Genomic DNA, 17,443 nt, shown 5'->3' with positions numbered 1-17,443 from the left:
ATATTTGAGGGGAGGTGAATGGAATGGCAGATGTTTTAGAGCGCGTAACAAAAATCATCGTTGATCGTTTAGGAGTAGAAGAGACTGAGGTAGTACCAGCTGCAAGCTTCAAGGAAGATTTAGGAGCAGACTCCCTAGATGTAGTAGAACTTGTAATGCAATTAGAAGATGAATTCGAAATGGAAATTTCTGATGAAGATGCTGAAAAGATTGCTACTGTTGGCGATGCTGTGACTTACATAGAGAGTCATCTATAATGCTTAAGTGAAGTCCCGTTTTTTAGCGGGGCTTTCTGGCTTATATCTGGAGGGACCTATGCCGTACCGAAAATATAGAGAAAAAAAATACGAAACAAAATATCGTGAAGCATTTAAAGTGTTTCAAGAAAAGATAGGTATTACGTTTACAGATGAAAAATTATTGATTCAAGCATTTACGCATTCATCGTATGTGAATGAGCATCGAAAAAAACCGCATGAAGATAATGAGCGTCTTGAATTTCTTGGAGATGCAGTATTGGAACTGACTGTATCACAGTATCTGTTTCAAAAATATCCGACAATGAGCGAAGGAGAGTTAACAAAACTACGTGCAGCTATTGTATGTGAGCCATCTCTTGTTCGTTTTGCGAACGAATTGTCATTTGGCAGCCTTGTTTTATTAGGAAAAGGTGAAGAAATGACAGGTGGACGTGAACGACCAGCTTTATTAGCGGATGTCTTTGAAGCGTTTATTGGTGCCCTTTATCTTGATCAAGGGCTAGAAACAGTTTGGGAATTCTTAAAAGAAATTGTATATCCGAAAATTAATGAGGGTGCTTTTTCTCATGTGATGGATTATAAGAGTCAGTTGCAAGAATTGATTCAGCGTGATGGCAGTGGCAATGTTGAGTATCAAATTTTGCAAGAAAAAGGACCAGCTCACAATCGAGAATTTGTGTCACGTGTTACGTTAAATAACGTAGCTTTAGGTCTTGGTAGTGGTAAGTCGAAAAAAGAAGCAGAGCAACAAGCTGCTGCAGAAGCATTGAAAAAATTAAAAGAACAACTATAAGGAATCCCCCTTTGAATGAGGGGGATTCCTTATGCATAGAATGAAACTTTCTTTTTGTTTATAAAGAAAAAGAAGGTAAATCCGTATAATACTTGTTTTTATATAGAGAACATTTATAACGGCGGAGAATAGGAGGAAGGCCTTTCGTGTTTTTAAAAAGATTAGAAATAGCAGGGTTTAAGTCTTTTGCTGAGCGTGTATCTGTTGATTTTGTCCCAGGTGTAACTTCTGTAGTAGGACCTAATGGAAGCGGGAAAAGTAATATTACTGATGCAATTCGCTGGGTACTTGGTGAACAATCTGCAAAATCATTACGTGGTGCAAAGATGGAGGATATTATTTTTGCAGGCAGTGATACGAGGAGAGCGGTTAATGTTGCTGAAGTAACAATAACTTTAAATAATGAAGATCAACGTTTACCAATTGAATACAATGAGGTGTGTGTAACACGTCGTGTATCTCGTTCAGGTGATAGTGATTTTTATATTAATAAACAATCATGTAGATTGAAAGATATTATCGATTTATTTATGGACTCTGGTATGGGAAGAGAAGCTTTTTCAATTATTAGCCAGGGGAAAGTGGAAGAGATTTTAAGTAGTAAGTCAGGCGCGACACGTTTCTCTATAAGCGTTTAGACGTGAAGTGAGAGTGTTGCTGAAATTTATCTTAAGCAACAATAACTAATATATCGAGAGTTGGAATGAAAATCGTCATGTTGAATTGAAACAACTCCATTAATACTCCTACATGCATGATTTGTTAGTAGACAGATTGTGTATGAAGCTAGGTGAAGTCGGCTGAACGAGCCTAAGTGATTTTTAATCATATGGTGTAGGATAGGTCGGATGGCTGAAAAGATAACTATGGTGAGAATGTCCCTTATGGGTCTGACGAATTTGCGAAGGTACGGGTCTAAAATTGCACTATACCGAAAGGTATAGCACACAAGAGTGTGGTAGGGTACCGAGAAGTACGAATCTGACGGTAGGAAATCGGGATAAGCAACGATGAGCTTATAAACTCTACAGGCTTATAGCAAACACCTACGGTTATCATGAATAGCTAGATATATTGGAACGTGGGAAGCAAAAAACTGCTAAATGAAAACAGCTACTACTGGGCAGGTGGATATAAGGTAATTAGCCGAAATTCCTTTATTTTTGTGAAGGTAGGGGCACAGTACCGTTGAAGCGTCTAATGAACGTGGAGGGATGGCCCCAAGTCTAGTTTGTTTTATGTTTAATTTTAAGAAAATGAAGCTCAATGGTCAGGTAGGAATGTGGGCAAAAACCTAGGAGGTTTCCACAGTTGAGCACAACAATGAGATATTGGGAATATTACAATATGCAAGAAACATTTGATAGGTTATATGAAGAAAGTCAAGGAAATAAATCATTCCATGGTCTATATGAATTGATTACTTCGGAGAACAATATTCTTTTAGCATACCGAACAATAAAATCTAACAAGGGGTCCAAAACCGCTGGCACGGATTTGTTCACGATAGATAATTATAAACCAATGTATAAAAAGGAATTCTTATCATTGGTTTGTAAACAACTAGAGATATACAAACCAAAAGCAGTAAAGAGAGTTTTTATTCCTAAGTCCAATGGAGATAAAAGACCTTTAGGAATTCCAACAATGTTTGATCGGTTAATTCAACAAATGATTAGGCAAATTTTGGAGCCGATTTGCGAGGCGAAATTTTACGAACATAGTTATGGATTTCGTCCGATGAGAGGAACAAAACATGCCATTTCTAGAGTAATGTTTTTGATAAGCAGAAATACTTTTCATTACGCGGTAGATATAGATATAAAAGGATTCTTTGACAATGTTAATCACACATTACTTCTAAAACAATTGTGGAATATGGGTATTAAAGATAAGCGAGTGTTAAAACTTATCTATTTAATTCTAAAAGCACCAATTAAGGGATTTGGAATTCCAAAAAAGGGAACACCACAAGGTGGAATACTCTCGCCATTACTATCCAATATAGTTTTAAATGATTTAGACCAATGGATAGCAAGCCAATGGCACTATTTTGAAACATCATATCCATATACAAATAATGCAAATCAAAAGCGAGCAATGAAAGGTACCAAATTGAAACAAGGATTTATTGTTCGTTATGCAGATGATTTTAAAATTATGGCAAAGGATTTCCGAACGGCACAAAAATGGTTTTTCGCGACAAAAATGTATCTCAAGGAACGATTAAAGTTGGACATTTCACCAGAAAAATCCAGAATAATCAACCTTAGAAAAAACAAATCTGAGTTCTTAGGATATTTATTATATGTAGTACCCAAAAGAAACAAATGGGTTTGTAACTCTAGGATATCAAATAAGAAAAAGAAGCAAATCAAACTTGAGATCAAAAAGCGAATAAAAGCTATTCAGTTGTCATCAACTCGGAAAAATGTGCAATTATATAATGCCTATGTACTTGGACTGCGTAACTATTTTAGGTATGTTACACATGTAAATATTGAAATGAAACAGCTTGCATTTAACCTATCATTAGTAATATTCAATCGATTAAAAAGTGTCGGGAAATATGAAGTTCCAATCAATGCACCTCCGGTGTTTACAAAATTCTTTAAAAATAATTATCGAACATTTAAAGTATGTGGTATTTACTTATTTCCACTAGCGGATATACAAACAGCAACTATATGGAATTACACGCAAACCCAAACACCTTACAATCAAAAAGGCCGAAAGATTGCCAAACATATTGAGTTAAATAAATTGGTATTAGGCGAAATTAAGAAACTACTAACTGCAAATATCCCTAATGAAAGTATAGAGTACTTGGATAATCGAATGGCAAGGTATTCTATGTTGAATGGAAAATGTGAGATACTTAAAGAATTTTTACCAGCAAGTGAGCTACATTGCCACCACTATATTCCGAAGGGATTAGGCGGAACAGATGAGTATGAAAATCTTAGAATCATTCATAAAGAAATTCATAGATTAATTCACATGACAAATAAACAAACGATTGAATCCTACTTTCAAAAACACTCGTTGACTGTGGAACAAGTTAAACGAATAAACCAATATCGAAGAGCTTGTAATTTAGAAAAAATTAAACAATAAACAAATTAGATGGAGCGCCGTATGAGGTGAAAGTCTCACGTACGGTGTGGAGTGGGGGAAAAGGTAGAGATAACTTCAAATCCTTACCTATCACTAACAAGAGCGTCGAGGTGTATTTGAAGAAGCGGCAGGCGTACTAAAATACAAACTTCGCAAAAAGAAAGCTGAAGGGAAACTAGCAGAAACACAAGAAAACTTAAATCGTGTACAAGATATAATTCATGAATTAAGTAGTCAAGTAGAACCTTTAGAAAGACAAGCTTCTATTGCGAAAGATTATCTTGAGAATAAAGAAGAATTAGAGAAAGTAGAAGCTGCGCTTATTGTTCATGAAATTGAAGAATTGCATGAGAAATGGGAAGCGCTTCGAAATCAGTTTGGGCATAATAAAAACGAAGAAGCTAAAATGTCAACGAATTTACAAAAAAGTGAAGAAGAGCTTGAGGAATTACGAGGACAATTACAAGCGGTAGACGAGTCTGTAGACTCGTTGCAAGAAGTACTTCTTCTTTCTAGTAAAGAGCTAGAAAAACTAGAAGGGCAGCGTGAGTTGTTAAAAGAAAGAAAGCAAAATGCTACGACGCATTGTGCGCAACTTGAGCAGTTAATTGTTGAATTAACTGAGAAAGCTAAAAGTTACGATGGTGAGATTGAGTCAAGTACAGAATCTTTAATGCAATTTGTGAATGAAGTAAAAGAGTTGGAGCAAAAATTGCATGATAATGAGCAACTGCTTGCTACTTTTGCTGACAATTTAGAGGAACAGATTGAGAATTTAAAAGGTGACTATATTGAGCTTTTAAATCAACAAGCTAGTCATCGTAATGAATTATCTATGATTGAAGAACAATCGAAACAGCAAACGTCTAAAAACGAGCGTCTAGATGAAGAGAATGCGAAATATGTAGAAATGCGTATGGAAATTACAGCGAAAAAGACGAAACTTGTAGAAAGTTACGAACAAGCGAAAGAAAAAGTAGCTGGCATTCTCTCAAATATACAGAAGACAGAGGCGGCGCTTGGGAAATGTAAGACGCAGTATAGTGAAAATGAAACAAAACTGTATCAAGCATATCAATTTGTGCAACAGGCACGTTCTCGAAAAGAAATGCTTGAAGAGATGCAAGAAGATTATTCTGGATTCTATCAAGGTGTACGTGAAGTATTGAAAGCTAGAGAAAATAGGTTGCAAGGTATCGAGGGTGCTGTTGCGGAACTGTTAACGGTACCGAAAGAATACGAAGTTGCAATGGAAATCGCTCTAGGTGCAGCGATGCAGCATATTGTTGTACAAACAGAGGAACATGCTCGTAATGCGATTGCATTTCTAAAGCAAAATAAACATGGACGTGCAACGTTTTTACCGCAAGCTGTTATTAAAAGCAGATCGTTATCATTTGAGCAATTACGCATTGCAAATCAACACCCATCGTTTGTAGGTGTGGCGGCAGAACTTGTGCAGTACAACAATAAATATGAAAATGTAGTTTCAAATTTATTAGGTACTGTTATTGTTGCGAAAGATTTACGTGGAGCAAATGAGTTGGCGAAACAACTGCAATACCGTTATCGCATTGTAACAATCGAAGGCGACGTAGTGAATCCTGGCGGTTCTATGACTGGTGGGGCGGTAAAGCAAGCGAAATCTTCTTTATTAGGACGCCAACGTGAACTGGAAGAGTGGACTCGCAAGTTAACTGATATGGAAGAAAAAACAACGAAGTTAGAAAACTTTGTTAAAGCAGTAAAACAAGAGATTCAAGAAAAAGAAGTGAAAATACGCGAACTAAGGCAAACTGTAGAAGCAGATCGTGTAGATGAGCAGAAATTAAGAGAAGAGATTAATCGTTTAGAATTAGAAGAACATCGTATTAATGATCGGTTGTCTATTTATGATTTAGAGATTGAAGGGTTTTTACAAGATCGAGTAAAAATGCAAGGGCGTAAAGAGGAGTTAGAAGGGGTTTTAACGAATCTTCAAGCTGAAATCACTAAGTTAGATAGTAAAATTGTAGCTTTAACAAAACAAAAAAGTGAGCAACATTCTTCGAAAGAAAAAGTTCAAAAAGAAATGACTGAGTTAAAAGTGCTGGCAGCTGAAAAGCAACAACGCTTATCTAATCAAAAAGAAAAAGTTGAACGATTGACGAAGGAAAAAGAAGAAACGGATGCGACACTTGTAAAAACGAAAGAGGATTTAGCGTTCTTAAAACAAGAAATGACATCTAATTCAAGTGGTGAAGAGCAAATTACGAATATGATTGAGAAGAAAGCATATGATCGTAATCAAACTTCAGAATTAATTCGCTCTCGTCGTGAACAACGTGTATCGTTGCAAGAGAGAGTAGAACATTTAGAGCGCAATTTGAAAGAAACGACAGGTAAACATAAATATGTTCTTGAAATGTTGAAAGATCAAGAAGTGAGAATAAATCGACTGGATGTAGAGTTGGAAAATAGATTACAACATTTACGTGAAACATATACGATTTCATTTGAAGCGGCAAAACTAAAATATACAATGACAATGCCTGCAGAAGATGCGCGTAAGAAAGTAAAATTAATCAAATTATCCATAGAAGAGTTAGGTACAGTGAACCTAGGGGCAATTGATGAATATGAACGTGTAGCGGAGCGTCATACATTCTTACTAGAGCAGAGAGACGACTTAGAAGAAGCGAAAGCGACATTGCACCAGCTTATTACCGAAATGGATGAAGAAATGAAAAAACGCTTTTCTACTACGTTTGAAGGCATTAGAATGGAGTTTCAATCGGTATTCTCTGAATTATTTGGAGGCGGTAGAGCGGATTTAGTAATGACTAATCCAGAGGATTTACTAAATACGGGTATTGATATTGTAGCACAACCGCCAGGGAAGAAACTGCAGAACTTAGGTTTACTTTCAGGTGGAGAGCGTGCTTTAACAGCAATTGCGCTTTTATTTGGTATTTTAAAAGTACGCCCAGTACCGTTCTGTGTACTAGATGAGGTAGAGGCAGCCCTTGATGAGGCGAATGTAGCTCGTTTTGCACAGTATTTAAAGAAATTCAGTGATGAGACGCAGTTTATTGTAATTACACATAGAAAAGGTACAATGGAAGAGTCTGATGTGTTGTACGGTGTAACAATGCAAGAATCGGGGGTATCTAAACTTGTTTCGGTTCGTTTAGACGCCGGAGAAGAACTTATTGCAAGTGAATAGGAAGGATGGGAAAGTATGAGTTTTTTTAAAAAACTAAAAGAAAAAATTTCAAAACAAACGGATACAGTTACAGAGAAATTTAAACAAGGATTAGAAAAAACGAGAAATTCATTTGCGGATAAAGTGAATGATTTAGTGTATCGTTACCGTAAAGTGGACGAAGATTTCTTCGAAGAGTTAGAAGAAATTTTAATCGGTGCAGACGTTGGCGTTGCGACGGTAATGGAATTAATTGACCAATTGAAAGAAGAAGTACAACGTCGTAACATTCAAGATCCAAAAGAAGTACAAGCTGTTATTTCAGAAAAACTAGTAGGAATTTACAAAGGTGACAGCGATTTTAGTAACGAAATTAATATGCAAGAGGACCAATTAACGGTCGTTTTATTTGTTGGTGTTAATGGTGTAGGAAAAACGACGACAATTGGTAAACTGGCGCATAAGTTTAAATCAGAAGGTAAGTCAGTCCTATTGGCGGCAGGAGACACATTCCGTGCTGGAGCGATTGAACAATTAGAAGTATGGGGCGATCGCGTTGGTGTAGAAGTGATTAAACAAGGATCTGGATCTGATCCAGCGGCGGTTATGTATGACGCTGTACAAGCAGCGAAAGCACGTAAGGTAGATGTATTACTATGTGACACAGCAGGACGCTTGCAAAATAAAGTGAACTTAATGAAAGAGTTAGAGAAGGTGAAGCGTGTAATTGAGCGTGAAGTACCAGGTGCTCCTCATGAAGTATTGCTTGTTATTGATGCAACAACAGGACAAAACGGTTTAAGCCAAGCGAAAACATTCCGTGAAGCAACGAATGTAACTGGTATTGTTTTAACGAAGTTAGATGGAACTGCTAAAGGTGGTATTGTATTAGCGATTCGTAACGAAATGGATGTACCGGTGAAGTTTGTTGGATTAGGAGAGCAAATGGATGACTTGCAGCAGTTTGATCCAGAACAATATGTGTATGGTTTATTTGCGAACTTAGTAGAAACAGAAGAAGTATAAGCGAAAGAAGCGGTATTTCCGCTTCTTTTTCTATAAAAAATATATGATGTTAAGAAAAAAACTTGACACTCTTTTGGACTACATGTAAACTAATTCATGTAAAGGGAAATCACTTAACAAAGGATGATCCAACATGCTCGAAAAAACAACGAGAATGAACTATTTATTTGATTTTTATCAATCGTTGTTAACGCAAAAACAAAGAAGTTATATGTCGCTTTATTATCTAGATGATTTATCTCTTGGTGAAATTGCGGAAGAATTTGATGTAAGTCGCCAAGCCGTGTATGATAACATTAAACGGACTGAAGCGATGCTTGAAGAATATGAAGAAAAATTAGTATTACTTCAAAAGTTTCAAGAGCGACAGCGACTTGTTGCAAAGCTAAAACAGCTAATCAGCGAAGAAGAGCATGTGAATGAAGAAATGAAACAAGTTGTTGAAGCTATCGAAAAATTAGATTAGGAGGGCGGCAATATGGCATTTGAAGGATTAGCCGACCGACTTCAACAGACAATGCAAAAAATCCGCGGCAAAGGAAAAGTTTCTGAAGCCGATGTGAAAGAAATGATGAGAGAAGTTCGTCTAGCTCTTTTAGAAGCGGATGTTAACTTTAAAGTAGTAAAAGATTTTGTGAAGCGTGTGTCTGAACGTGCTGTCGGACAAGATGTAATGAAAAGTTTGACACCTGGACAACAAGTAATTAAAGTTGTACAGGAAGAACTTACAGAACTTATGGGCGGAGAGCAAAGCAAAATTGCTGTTGCTAATAAGCCACCGACTGTTATTATGATGGTTGGTCTGCAAGGTGCGGGTAAAACAACGACGACAGGTAAGCTTGCGAATTTGCTTCGTAAAAAGCATAATCGTAAACCGATGCTTGTTGCAGCGGATATTTACCGTCCAGCAGCGATTAAACAGCTTGAAACATTAGGGAAGCAATTGGACATGCCTGTATTTTCTTTAGGAGATCAAGTAAGTCCTGTTGAAATTGCGAAACAAGCGATTGCAAAAGCAAAAGAAGATCATCACGATTATGTTTTAATCGATACAGCGGGTCGCCTGCATATTGATGAAGAATTAATGGATGAATTAGCGAAAGTGAAAGAAGTTGCGAAACCGGATGAAATTTTCCTTGTTGTCGATGCGATGACGGGGCAAGACGCGGTAAATGTTGCACAAAGTTTCCATGAACAGTTAGGTTTAACAGGTGTTGTATTAACGAAATTAGATGGTGATACGCGCGGTGGTGCTGCATTATCTATTAAGGCTGTAACAAACACGCCGATTAAATTTGCTGGTATGGGTGAAAAACTAGATGCAATTGAAGCGTTCCATCCAGAGCGTATGGCATCCCGTATTTTAGGGATGGGCGATGTCTTAACGTTAATTGAAAAAGCGCAAGCTACAGTTGATGAAGAGAAAGCAAAAGAACTTGAGCAAAAAATGCGTACGCTTTCGTTTACGCTTGACGATTTCCTAGAACAACTTGGACAAGTGCGCCAACTTGGGCCGCTTGATGAATTGTTAGGAATGCTTCCTGGTGCAAATAAAATTAAAGGGCTGAAAAATGCGCAAGTTGATGAAAAACAAATTGGGCATATTGAGGCAATTATTCGTTCTATGACTAAATTAGAACGAGAACAACCGGAAATAATCAATGCTAGTCGCAAAAAGCGCATTGCCAAAGGTAGCGGTACAACTGTACAAGAAATCAATCGTCTAATTAAGCAATTCGATGACATGAAAAAAATGATGAAGACGATGACGGGAATGCAAAAAGGTAAGAAAAAAGGACTAGGTGGATTGAAGTTTCCATTCATGTAAGGAAAAAAAGATGGCTCTGTTAAGAAAAAATACTTTACAAAGCAATAGTCTTTTTGCTAATATAATTATCTGTGTGAAATAAATTCGGAGGTGCTTTATAAATGGCAGTTAAAATTCGTTTAAAACGTATGGGAGCTAAAAAAACTCCTTTCTATCGTGTAGTTGTTGCAGATTCTCGTTCTCCTCGTGACGGACGTTTCATTGAGGAAATCGGAACTTACAATCCAGTTGCTCAACCAGCTGAAGTTAAGATCAACGAAGAAGCAGCATTAAAATGGTTAGGAAATGGTGCTAAACCATCTGATACAGTTCGTAACTTATTCTCTAACCAAGGTATCATGGAGAAATTCCACTTATCTAAACAAGGTAAGTAATTGAGGCAATGACTATGAAGAAGTTAGTCGAGACGATTGTCAAGCCTCTTGTCGATTATCCTGAAGATGTAAAAGTTACACAGGAACTTTGCAACGGAGAGATAAAGTATCGATTAACTGTACATCCTGAGGATGTTGGAAAAGTCATTGGAAAGCAAGGGAGAGTTGCGAAAGCGATTCGAATGCTCTTGTATTCAGTGGGACATCATAATGATGAAAAAGTAACACTGGAAATTCAATAAACGTAAAAAGGGCGAGGAGTTATTCCTCTCCCTTTTTTAACATTTAAATAGAGATTGCATGTTCCATCTGCGAAATGGAGATGCTTAATTTATATAGAAACCAGGGGTGACATACTATTTATGACAAAATGGTTTAACGTAGGGAAAATTGTAAATACTCATGGCGTAAGAGGAGAAATCCGTGTTATTTCTCGTACTGATTTTCCAGAAGAGCGATATAAAGTAGGAAACACGCTATACATATCGAATGAGAAAGGCACAGACTATCTTCCGGTGAAGGTAACTTCTCATCGCCAACATAAGACATTCGATTTATTAACATTTGAAGGATATAACAATGTAGATGAAGTAGAGAAGTTTAAAGGTTCTTTAATAAAAGTACCAGAAGAGCAGTTAGGCGAACTTGCTGAAGGTGAATACTACTATCATGAAATTATTGGTTGCAGTGTTGTAACGGAAGAAGGAGAAGCGCTAGGGACAATCAAAGAGATTCTATCTCCTGGTGCAAATGATGTTTGGGTAATTAAACGCCCGAAGGGTCAAGATCTCTTAATTCCTTATATCGATGATGTTGTACTTCAAGTTAATATTGAAAATAAATTAGTAACCATTCATGTAATGGAAGGGCTGCTATAATGAAAATTGATATTTTAACGTTGTTCCCAGACATGTTTACCGGTGTATTTGGATCTTCTATATTAAAGAAGGCGCAAGAAAAAGAAGCGGTAAACCTTCGTGTTGTTAACTTTCGTGATTATACAACAAGTAAGCATAATAGCGTAGACGATTATCCTTACGGCGGAGGAGCTGGTATGGTGCTTACTCCTCAGCCTATTTTTGATGCTGTAGAGGATTTGACGAAAGAGACAGAGCGTAAGCCGAGAGTTGTCTTAATGTGTCCGCAGGGCGAAAGATTTACGCAGAAGAAAGCGGAAGAGCTTGCAGGGGAAGAACATTTAATCTTCGTATGTGGGCATTATGAAGGATATGACGAACGAATTCGTGAGCATCTCGTAACGGATGAGATTTCTATTGGTGACTATGTATTAACGGGCGGAGAATTAGCCTCTATGGTTATTACTGATAGTGTGGTACGTCTCTTGCCAGGTGTGCTAGGAAATCATGCTTCACAAGTAGAGGATTCGTTTAGTACAGGTTTATTAGAGCATCCTCATTATACACGTCCAGCTGATTTTCGTGGTATGAAGGTACCGGATGTATTAATGTCAGGGAATCATAAAAACATTGATGAATGGCGACATAAGGAATCTTTGCGCCGAACGTATACGCGTAGACCTGATTTATTAGATGAGAGAGAGCTATCTAAACAAGAGAAAAAATGGCTTGAGGAAATAAAGCGAGAGCAGTAATAACTTCATATATTTGCTATTGCAACAGGCCTAGTAATATGCTATTATAACATTTGTGCTACTGAAATCAGTAGCCGTATTAACGATGTTCCGCTGTAATTTATTAAGACTTTATAAGAGCATCTGTTTAAAGGAGAGAATTTAATATGCAACAATTAATCGCAGAAATTACAAAAGGCCAATTAAAAACTGACCTTCCTTCATTCCGTCCTGGTGACACTTTACGTGTACACGTAAAAGTTGTTGAGGGAACTCGTGAAAGAATTCAGCTTTTCGAAGGTGTTGTAATTAAACGTCGTGGTGGCGGAATCAGTGAAACATTCACAGTTCGTAAGATTTCTTACGGTGTAGGTGTTGAGCGTACATTCCCAGTTCACACGCCAAGAATCGCGAAAATCGAAGTACTTCGCCGTGGTAAAGTACGTCGTGCTAAGTTATACTACTTACGTAACCTTCGCGGTAAAAAAGCACGTATTAAAGAAATTCGATAAGACATGTATGGGAGCTTGTAAATGCACAAGCTCCCTTTTTCCAATCTATATGAAATTTTGGTATAATACGAGCAGTTTACATAACCGTGGAGGGGAAATGCATGAAAAAAGAGAAGAGTTCACTTTGGGAATGGATTAAAGCAATTTTGATTGCTGTTGTATTAGCTGGTGTTATTAGACAGTTTTTCTTTGCGCCAATTCTCGTAGACGGGGTATCGATGGCACCTACTTTACATGATCGTGATCGAATGATTGTGAATAAAATTGGTTATCACATTGGAGATCCAAAACGCTTTGATATTATCGTATTTCGAGCAACAGAAGATAAAGATTACATTAAGCGCATTATAGGCCTGCCAGGCGATGAAATAGAGTATCGTAATGATAAACTGTATATTAACGGAAAGGCTTATGAGGAGCCGTATTTAGACAAGCAGAAAAAGCAAATTGCTGACGGACCGCTTACATATGATTTTAATCTTGAAGAAATGACAGGCAAGAAAACCGTTCCAAAAGATCAATTATTTGTTTTAGGTGATAATCGTCGTTTTAGTAAAGATAGCCGTTCAATCGGTACGATTTCAATGGATCAAGTAATTGGTAAAGCTAATATGTTATATTGGCCGTTAGAAGACGCACGTATTGTGAAATAAATGAAAAAGAAGGTGGCAACATGGTAATTCAATGGTTTCCAGGGCATATGGCGAAGGCTAGACGCCAAGTAACGGAGAAATTAAAATTAATTGATGTTGTAATTGAACTTGTAGATGCTCGATTACCATTATCATCTCGAAACCCAATGATTGATGAAATCATTACACATAAGCCAAGGCTTGTTGTTTTAAATAAAGCGGATATGGCAGATGATCGTTTAACAAAACAATGGATCGCATATTTTAAAGAAAAAGGCCATATGGCAATTTCAATTAACGCGCAAGCTGGACAAGGTATGAAGGAAATTGCAGCAGCTTGTAAAGTGCTTGTTAAAGAAAAATTTGATAAAATGGTTGCAAAAGGTATTAGACCGAGAGCGATTCGTGCATTAATTGTAGGTATACCAAATGTTGGTAAATCTACATTGATTAATAAATTGGCAAAGAAAAATATTGCTAAAACAGGAGATCGTCCAGGTGTGACAACAGCTCAACAATGGATTAAAGTTGGGAAGGAAATGGAATTGTTAGATACACCAGGTATTCTGTGGCCTAAATTTGAAGATCAATTAGTGGGTCTTCGCTTAGCGACAACGGGTGCAATTAAAGATTCAATTTTAAATTTACAAGATGTAGCTGTTTACGCATTACGTTTTATGGAGAAACATTATCCAGAACGCTTGAAAGAACGCTATAATTTAAATGAGATTCCAGAAGATATTGTGGAATTATTCGATGCAATTGGAAAAAATAGAGGCTGCTTAATGGGCGGCGGAATGATTGATTATGATAAGACATCTGAGCTTGTGCTTCGGGAGCTTCGTGGTGGCAAACTTGGAAAAATGACGTTTGAAACACCGGAAGAGTTTGCAGAGCAAGTAGAAGATGTGGAAAAAATAGAAGAAGTATAAGACGTGCGTTTGTGCGTCTTTTCTTTTTGGATATGTTTAAAAAGGAGCTTGTATAAATGCAAACTATAACGATAAAAGAAGCAGAAAATGTATTGAAAGAAATTATGAATGAAGAAGATGATCGCTTTCAACTGTTAATGAAAGATGATCGAAAAGGTGTTCAAAAGCTCGTTTTGAAGTGGTATAAACAAAAAGAGTTAGAACAGAAAGAAAAAGAGAAGTTTTTTGAGATGTCCAAGTATGAAAATGCTTTGCGTGAAAAAGGGGTCACATATATCGCGGGTATTGATGAAGTAGGGCGTGGGCCATTGGCTGGGCCTGTTGTGACGGCAGCTGTCGTTCTTCCTGAGGATTTTTATATTCCAGGGTTAAATGATTCGAAAAAATTGAGTGAAGCGAAACGTGAGCGTTTTTATGATGAAATAAAAGTACAAGCAATTGCAATTGGAGTAGGAATTGTATCGCCGCAAGTTATTGATGACATTAATATTTACCAAGCAACGAAACAAGCGATGTTAGATGCAGTTGCGAATTTATCTTGTACACCCCAACATTTATTAATTGATGCGATGAAACTTCCTACACCAATTCCGCAAACATCAATTATTAAAGGTGATGCGAAAAGTGTTTCGATTTCAGCCGCATCCATTATCGCAAAAGTAACGAGAGATCGTATGATGAAAGAACTGGGAGAGAAGTATCCTCAATATGGATTTGAGCAACATATGGGATATGGCACAAAGCAACATTTAGAGGCAATTCAAGTGCATGGAGTATTAGATGAACACCGAAAGTCATTCGCGCCAATTAAAGATATGATTCAAAAATAAGTTGTAAATATACAGCTTATTTTTTTATTTTGGCATATAAACATTACTATTTCCGAAAAAGAATAAAGCGATTTCAGTTTTCTGACACTTTATTGTAGACAGCGTGCCAATCATCTTATACAATGGCAATGTAATGTTTTTTAAACATTAAAAAACTTTTCGAGTAAAACAGGAAAACAGGGGAGGATGGGACCATGAATATCCATGAGTACCAAGGTAAGGCAGTCCTTAGAAGCTATGGGGTTAGCGTTCCGAACGGGAAGGTTGCATTTACAGTAGAAGAAGCTGTAGAAGCGGCGAAAGAATTAGGAACAGATGTATGTGTAGTGAAAGCACAAATTCACGCTGGTGGACGCGGCAAAGCTGGCGGAGTAAAAGTTGCAAAAAATTTAGATGAAGTTCGTACATATGCAGAAAGCATTTTAGGAACTACACTTGTGACACATCAAACAGGTCCTGAAGGTAAGGAAGTAAAACGCTTACTTATCGAAGAAGGTTGCGATATTAAAAAAGAATATTATGTAGGTCTAGTTTTAGATCGTGCAACTTCTCAAGTTGTTTTAATGGCGTCTGAAGAAGGCGGAACAGAAATTGAAGAAGTAGCAGAAAAAACACCTGAAAAAATCTTTAAAGAATATATTGATCCAGCAGTAGGCTTACAAGGTTTCCAAGCGCGCCGAATCGCATTTAACATCAATATTCCAAAAGAGCTTGTAGGACAAGCTGTGAAGTTTATGATGGGCTTATACCGTGCGTTTATCGAAAAAGATTGCTCTATTGCTGAGATTAACCCACTTGTTACAACAGGTGAAGGTAAAGTTATGGCATTAGATGCAAAATTAAACTTTGATTCTAATGCATTATATCGCCATAAAGACATTTTAGAGCTTCGTGATCTTGATGAAGAGGATTCAAAAGAAATTGAAGCTTCAAAATACGACTTAAACTACATTCCTTTAGATGGAAATATCGGTTGTATGGTTAATGGTGCAGGTTTAGCGATGGCTACAATGGATATCATTAAACATTACCACGGTGACCCAGCTAACTTCTTAGATGTTGGTGGCGGTGCAACTGCAGAAAAAGTTACAGAAGCATTCAAAATTATCCTTTCTGACAAAAATGTAAAAGGTATCTTTGTTAACATTTTTGGTGGCATTATGAAGTGTGATGTTATTGCAGAAGGTGTTATTGAAGCAACGAAACAAGTAGGTCTTGAGTTACCTTTAGTTGTACGTCTTGAAGGTACAAACGTAGAACTAGGTAAGAAAATTTTAAATGAGTCTGGCTTAAATATTGTTGCAGCAGAATCTATGGCAGACGGTGCACAAAAAATTGTTTCACTAGTGGGCTAATAGAAAGCGGGGGAGAAAAATGAGCGTATTAGTTAATAAAGATACAAAAGTTATTGTTCAAGGTATTACAGGTTCTCAAGGTTTATTCCATACAAAACAAATGATTGAATACGGTACGAAAATTGTCGGTGGTGTAACACCAGGTAAGGGCGGCACTGATATTGAAGGTGTACCAGTATTTGATACAGTAGAAGATGCAGTGAAAGCAACAGGCGCAAACGCTTCAGTTGTATACGTTCCACCCGCTTTTGCGGCAGATGCAATTATGGAAGCTGTTGATGCAGAAATTGATTTAGTAGTATGTATTACTGAAGGGATTCCTGTATTAGATATGGTAAACGTAAAGAGATATATGGCGGGTAAACATACACGTTTACTTGGACCAAACTGCCCAGGTGTAATCACACCGGATGAATGTAAGATTGGTATTATGCCAGGATATATTCATAAAAAAGGTCATGTTGGTATCGTATCTCGCTCTGGTACATTAACGTATGAAGCTGTACATCAGTTAACACAAGAAGGTATTGGCCAATCTACTGCTGTAGGTATCGGCGGAGACCCTGTTAACGGTACAGACTTTATTGATGCTTTAAAAGCATTTAATGAAGATGAAGAAACACATGCTGTAATTATGATTGGTGAAATCGGCGGTACAGCAGAAGAAGAGGCAGCTGAATGGGTAAAAGCTAATATGACAAAACCTGTTGTAGGCTTCATTGGTGGTCAAACAGCGCCTGCTGGCAAACGTATGGGCCATGCTGGTGCAATCATTTCTGGCGGTAAAGGAACTGCTGCTGAAAAGATTAAAACAATGGAAGCTTGTGGCATTAAAGTAGCTGAAACTCCAGCAGTTATGGGAGAAACGCTAATCTCTGTTTTAAAAGAAAAAGGTTTATTTGAGACTTGTAAAAACTATTAATCTGTTGAAAGACACCTTCTTACTTGAGGGTGTCTTTTTAGACTTTTTCTGTTTACATAATAAAAATTATGGGTAAGGAGAATCAAG

Annotated in this window: 16 protein-coding genes and 2 pseudogenes; all 18 read left to right on the top strand. The window is 37.2% G+C overall.

The annotated features are described in order from the left end of the window. The first annotated feature begins 23 nt into the window (after positions 1-23). Positions 24-257, top strand: coding sequence for an acyl carrier protein (gene acpP / locus ACXKY9_RS18655; protein WP_000786062.1), 234 nt, complete (start codon positions 24-26; stop codon positions 255-257). Between the two features lie 58 nt (positions 258-315). Further along, entirely contained in the window at positions 316-1,053 is a 738-nt protein-coding gene (gene rncS / locus ACXKY9_RS18650; RefSeq protein WP_001146875.1) for a ribonuclease III, read from the top strand. Positions 1,054-1,199: 146 nt separating this feature from the next. Then, a pseudogene (locus ACXKY9_RS18645) lies at positions 1,200-1,661 on the top strand (AAA family ATPase); the annotation flags it as partial. A 703-nt stretch (positions 1,662-2,364) separates the two neighbouring features. Next, the gene (gene ltrA / locus ACXKY9_RS18640; RefSeq protein WP_000108316.1) at positions 2,365-4,170 is read left to right on the top strand and encodes a group II intron reverse transcriptase/maturase; all 1,806 of its coding nucleotides are present in this window, start codon (positions 2,365-2,367) and stop codon (positions 4,168-4,170) included. Between the two features lie 97 nt (positions 4,171-4,267). Next, positions 4,268-7,375, top strand: a pseudogene (gene smc, locus ACXKY9_RS18635) (chromosome segregation protein SMC); the annotation flags it as partial. A gap of 15 nt (positions 7,376-7,390) precedes the next feature. After that, positions 7,391-8,380, top strand: coding sequence for a signal recognition particle-docking protein FtsY (gene ftsY, locus ACXKY9_RS18630; protein WP_000007655.1), 990 nt, complete (start codon positions 7,391-7,393; stop codon positions 8,378-8,380). 133 nt (positions 8,381-8,513) lie between these two features. After that, positions 8,514-8,846, top strand: coding sequence for a putative DNA-binding protein (locus ACXKY9_RS18625; RefSeq protein ID WP_000891062.1), 333 nt, complete (start codon positions 8,514-8,516; stop codon positions 8,844-8,846). Positions 8,847-8,858: 12 nt separating this feature from the next. Further along, positions 8,859-10,208: a signal recognition particle protein gene (ffh, locus tag ACXKY9_RS18620; RefSeq protein ID WP_000863460.1), complete on the top strand. Its 1,350-nt coding sequence runs from the start codon at positions 8,859-8,861 to the stop codon at positions 10,206-10,208. A gap of 101 nt (positions 10,209-10,309) precedes the next feature. Continuing rightward, positions 10,310-10,582, top strand: a complete 273-nt coding sequence (rpsP, locus tag ACXKY9_RS18615) for a 30S ribosomal protein S16 (RefSeq protein ID WP_000268750.1) — start codon at positions 10,310-10,312, stop codon at positions 10,580-10,582. Positions 10,583-10,596: 14 nt separating this feature from the next. After that, the gene (locus tag ACXKY9_RS18610; RefSeq protein WP_000737401.1) at positions 10,597-10,824 is read left to right on the top strand and encodes a KH domain-containing protein; all 228 of its coding nucleotides are present in this window, start codon (positions 10,597-10,599) and stop codon (positions 10,822-10,824) included. Positions 10,825-10,944: 120 nt separating this feature from the next. Next, on the top strand, positions 10,945-11,460 hold the full coding sequence (gene rimM, locus ACXKY9_RS18605; RefSeq protein WP_000170278.1) for a ribosome maturation factor RimM: 516 nt from the start codon (positions 10,945-10,947) through the stop codon (positions 11,458-11,460). Further along, complete coding sequence (gene trmD / locus ACXKY9_RS18600) at positions 11,460-12,194, top strand: tRNA (guanosine(37)-N1)-methyltransferase TrmD (protein ID WP_000686903.1); 735 nt, start codon at positions 11,460-11,462, stop codon at positions 12,192-12,194. Before rimM ends, trmD begins: the two co-directional genes overlap by 1 nt. Positions 12,195-12,340: 146 nt before the next feature. Next, the gene (gene rplS, locus ACXKY9_RS18595; RefSeq protein ID WP_001186516.1) at positions 12,341-12,685 is read left to right on the top strand and encodes a 50S ribosomal protein L19; all 345 of its coding nucleotides are present in this window, start codon (positions 12,341-12,343) and stop codon (positions 12,683-12,685) included. Positions 12,686-12,786: 101 nt separating this feature from the next. Next, positions 12,787-13,338 (top strand): signal peptidase I, encoded by a 552-nt coding sequence (gene lepB, locus ACXKY9_RS18590; RefSeq protein WP_000711851.1) that lies wholly within the window; start codon positions 12,787-12,789, stop codon positions 13,336-13,338. A gap of 20 nt (positions 13,339-13,358) precedes the next feature. Further along, positions 13,359-14,249: a ribosome biogenesis GTPase YlqF gene (ylqF, locus tag ACXKY9_RS18585; RefSeq protein ID WP_000236702.1), complete on the top strand. Its 891-nt coding sequence runs from the start codon at positions 13,359-13,361 to the stop codon at positions 14,247-14,249. Between the two features lie 56 nt (positions 14,250-14,305). After that, a complete protein-coding gene (rnhB, locus tag ACXKY9_RS18580; protein ID WP_001193513.1) occupies positions 14,306-15,079 on the top strand; it encodes a ribonuclease HII in 774 nt (257 codons plus the stop codon). A gap of 194 nt (positions 15,080-15,273) precedes the next feature. After that, entirely contained in the window at positions 15,274-16,434 is a 1,161-nt protein-coding gene (gene sucC, locus ACXKY9_RS18575; RefSeq protein WP_001020791.1) for an ADP-forming succinate--CoA ligase subunit beta, read from the top strand. Positions 16,435-16,453: 19 nt separating this feature from the next. Further along, positions 16,454-17,356 (top strand): succinate--CoA ligase subunit alpha, encoded by a 903-nt coding sequence (sucD, locus tag ACXKY9_RS18570; protein WP_000115178.1) that lies wholly within the window; start codon positions 16,454-16,456, stop codon positions 17,354-17,356. Positions 17,357-17,443 lie beyond the last annotated feature (87 nt).

This window comes from Bacillus sp. 2175, assembly GCF_057812155.1.
The sequence above is the reverse complement of the archived record's forward strand: the minus strand, read 5'-3'. Positions and strand labels throughout refer to the sequence as shown.

Coding starts and splice junctions, on each gene's coding strand:
- acpP (WP_000786062.1), top strand. CDS start 24: ATGGCAGATGTTTTAGAGCGCGTAACAAAAATCATCGTTGATCGTTTA.
- rncS (WP_001146875.1), top strand. CDS start 316: ATGCCGTACCGAAAATATAGAGAAAAAAAATACGAAACAAAATATCGT.
- ftsY (WP_000007655.1), top strand. CDS start 7,391: ATGAGTTTTTTTAAAAAACTAAAAGAAAAAATTTCAAAACAAACGGAT.
- ACXKY9_RS18625 (WP_000891062.1), top strand. CDS start 8,514: ATGCTCGAAAAAACAACGAGAATGAACTATTTATTTGATTTTTATCAA.
- ffh (WP_000863460.1), top strand. CDS start 8,859: ATGGCATTTGAAGGATTAGCCGACCGACTTCAACAGACAATGCAAAAA.
- rpsP (WP_000268750.1), top strand. CDS start 10,310: ATGGCAGTTAAAATTCGTTTAAAACGTATGGGAGCTAAAAAAACTCCT.
- ACXKY9_RS18610 (WP_000737401.1), top strand. CDS start 10,597: ATGAAGAAGTTAGTCGAGACGATTGTCAAGCCTCTTGTCGATTATCCT.
- rimM (WP_000170278.1), top strand. CDS start 10,945: ATGACAAAATGGTTTAACGTAGGGAAAATTGTAAATACTCATGGCGTA.
- trmD (WP_000686903.1), top strand. CDS start 11,460: ATGAAAATTGATATTTTAACGTTGTTCCCAGACATGTTTACCGGTGTA.
- rplS (WP_001186516.1), top strand. CDS start 12,341: ATGCAACAATTAATCGCAGAAATTACAAAAGGCCAATTAAAAACTGAC.
- lepB (WP_000711851.1), top strand. CDS start 12,787: ATGAAAAAAGAGAAGAGTTCACTTTGGGAATGGATTAAAGCAATTTTG.
- ylqF (WP_000236702.1), top strand. CDS start 13,359: ATGGTAATTCAATGGTTTCCAGGGCATATGGCGAAGGCTAGACGCCAA.
- rnhB (WP_001193513.1), top strand. CDS start 14,306: ATGCAAACTATAACGATAAAAGAAGCAGAAAATGTATTGAAAGAAATT.
- sucC (WP_001020791.1), top strand. CDS start 15,274: ATGAATATCCATGAGTACCAAGGTAAGGCAGTCCTTAGAAGCTATGGG.
- sucD (WP_000115178.1), top strand. CDS start 16,454: ATGAGCGTATTAGTTAATAAAGATACAAAAGTTATTGTTCAAGGTATT.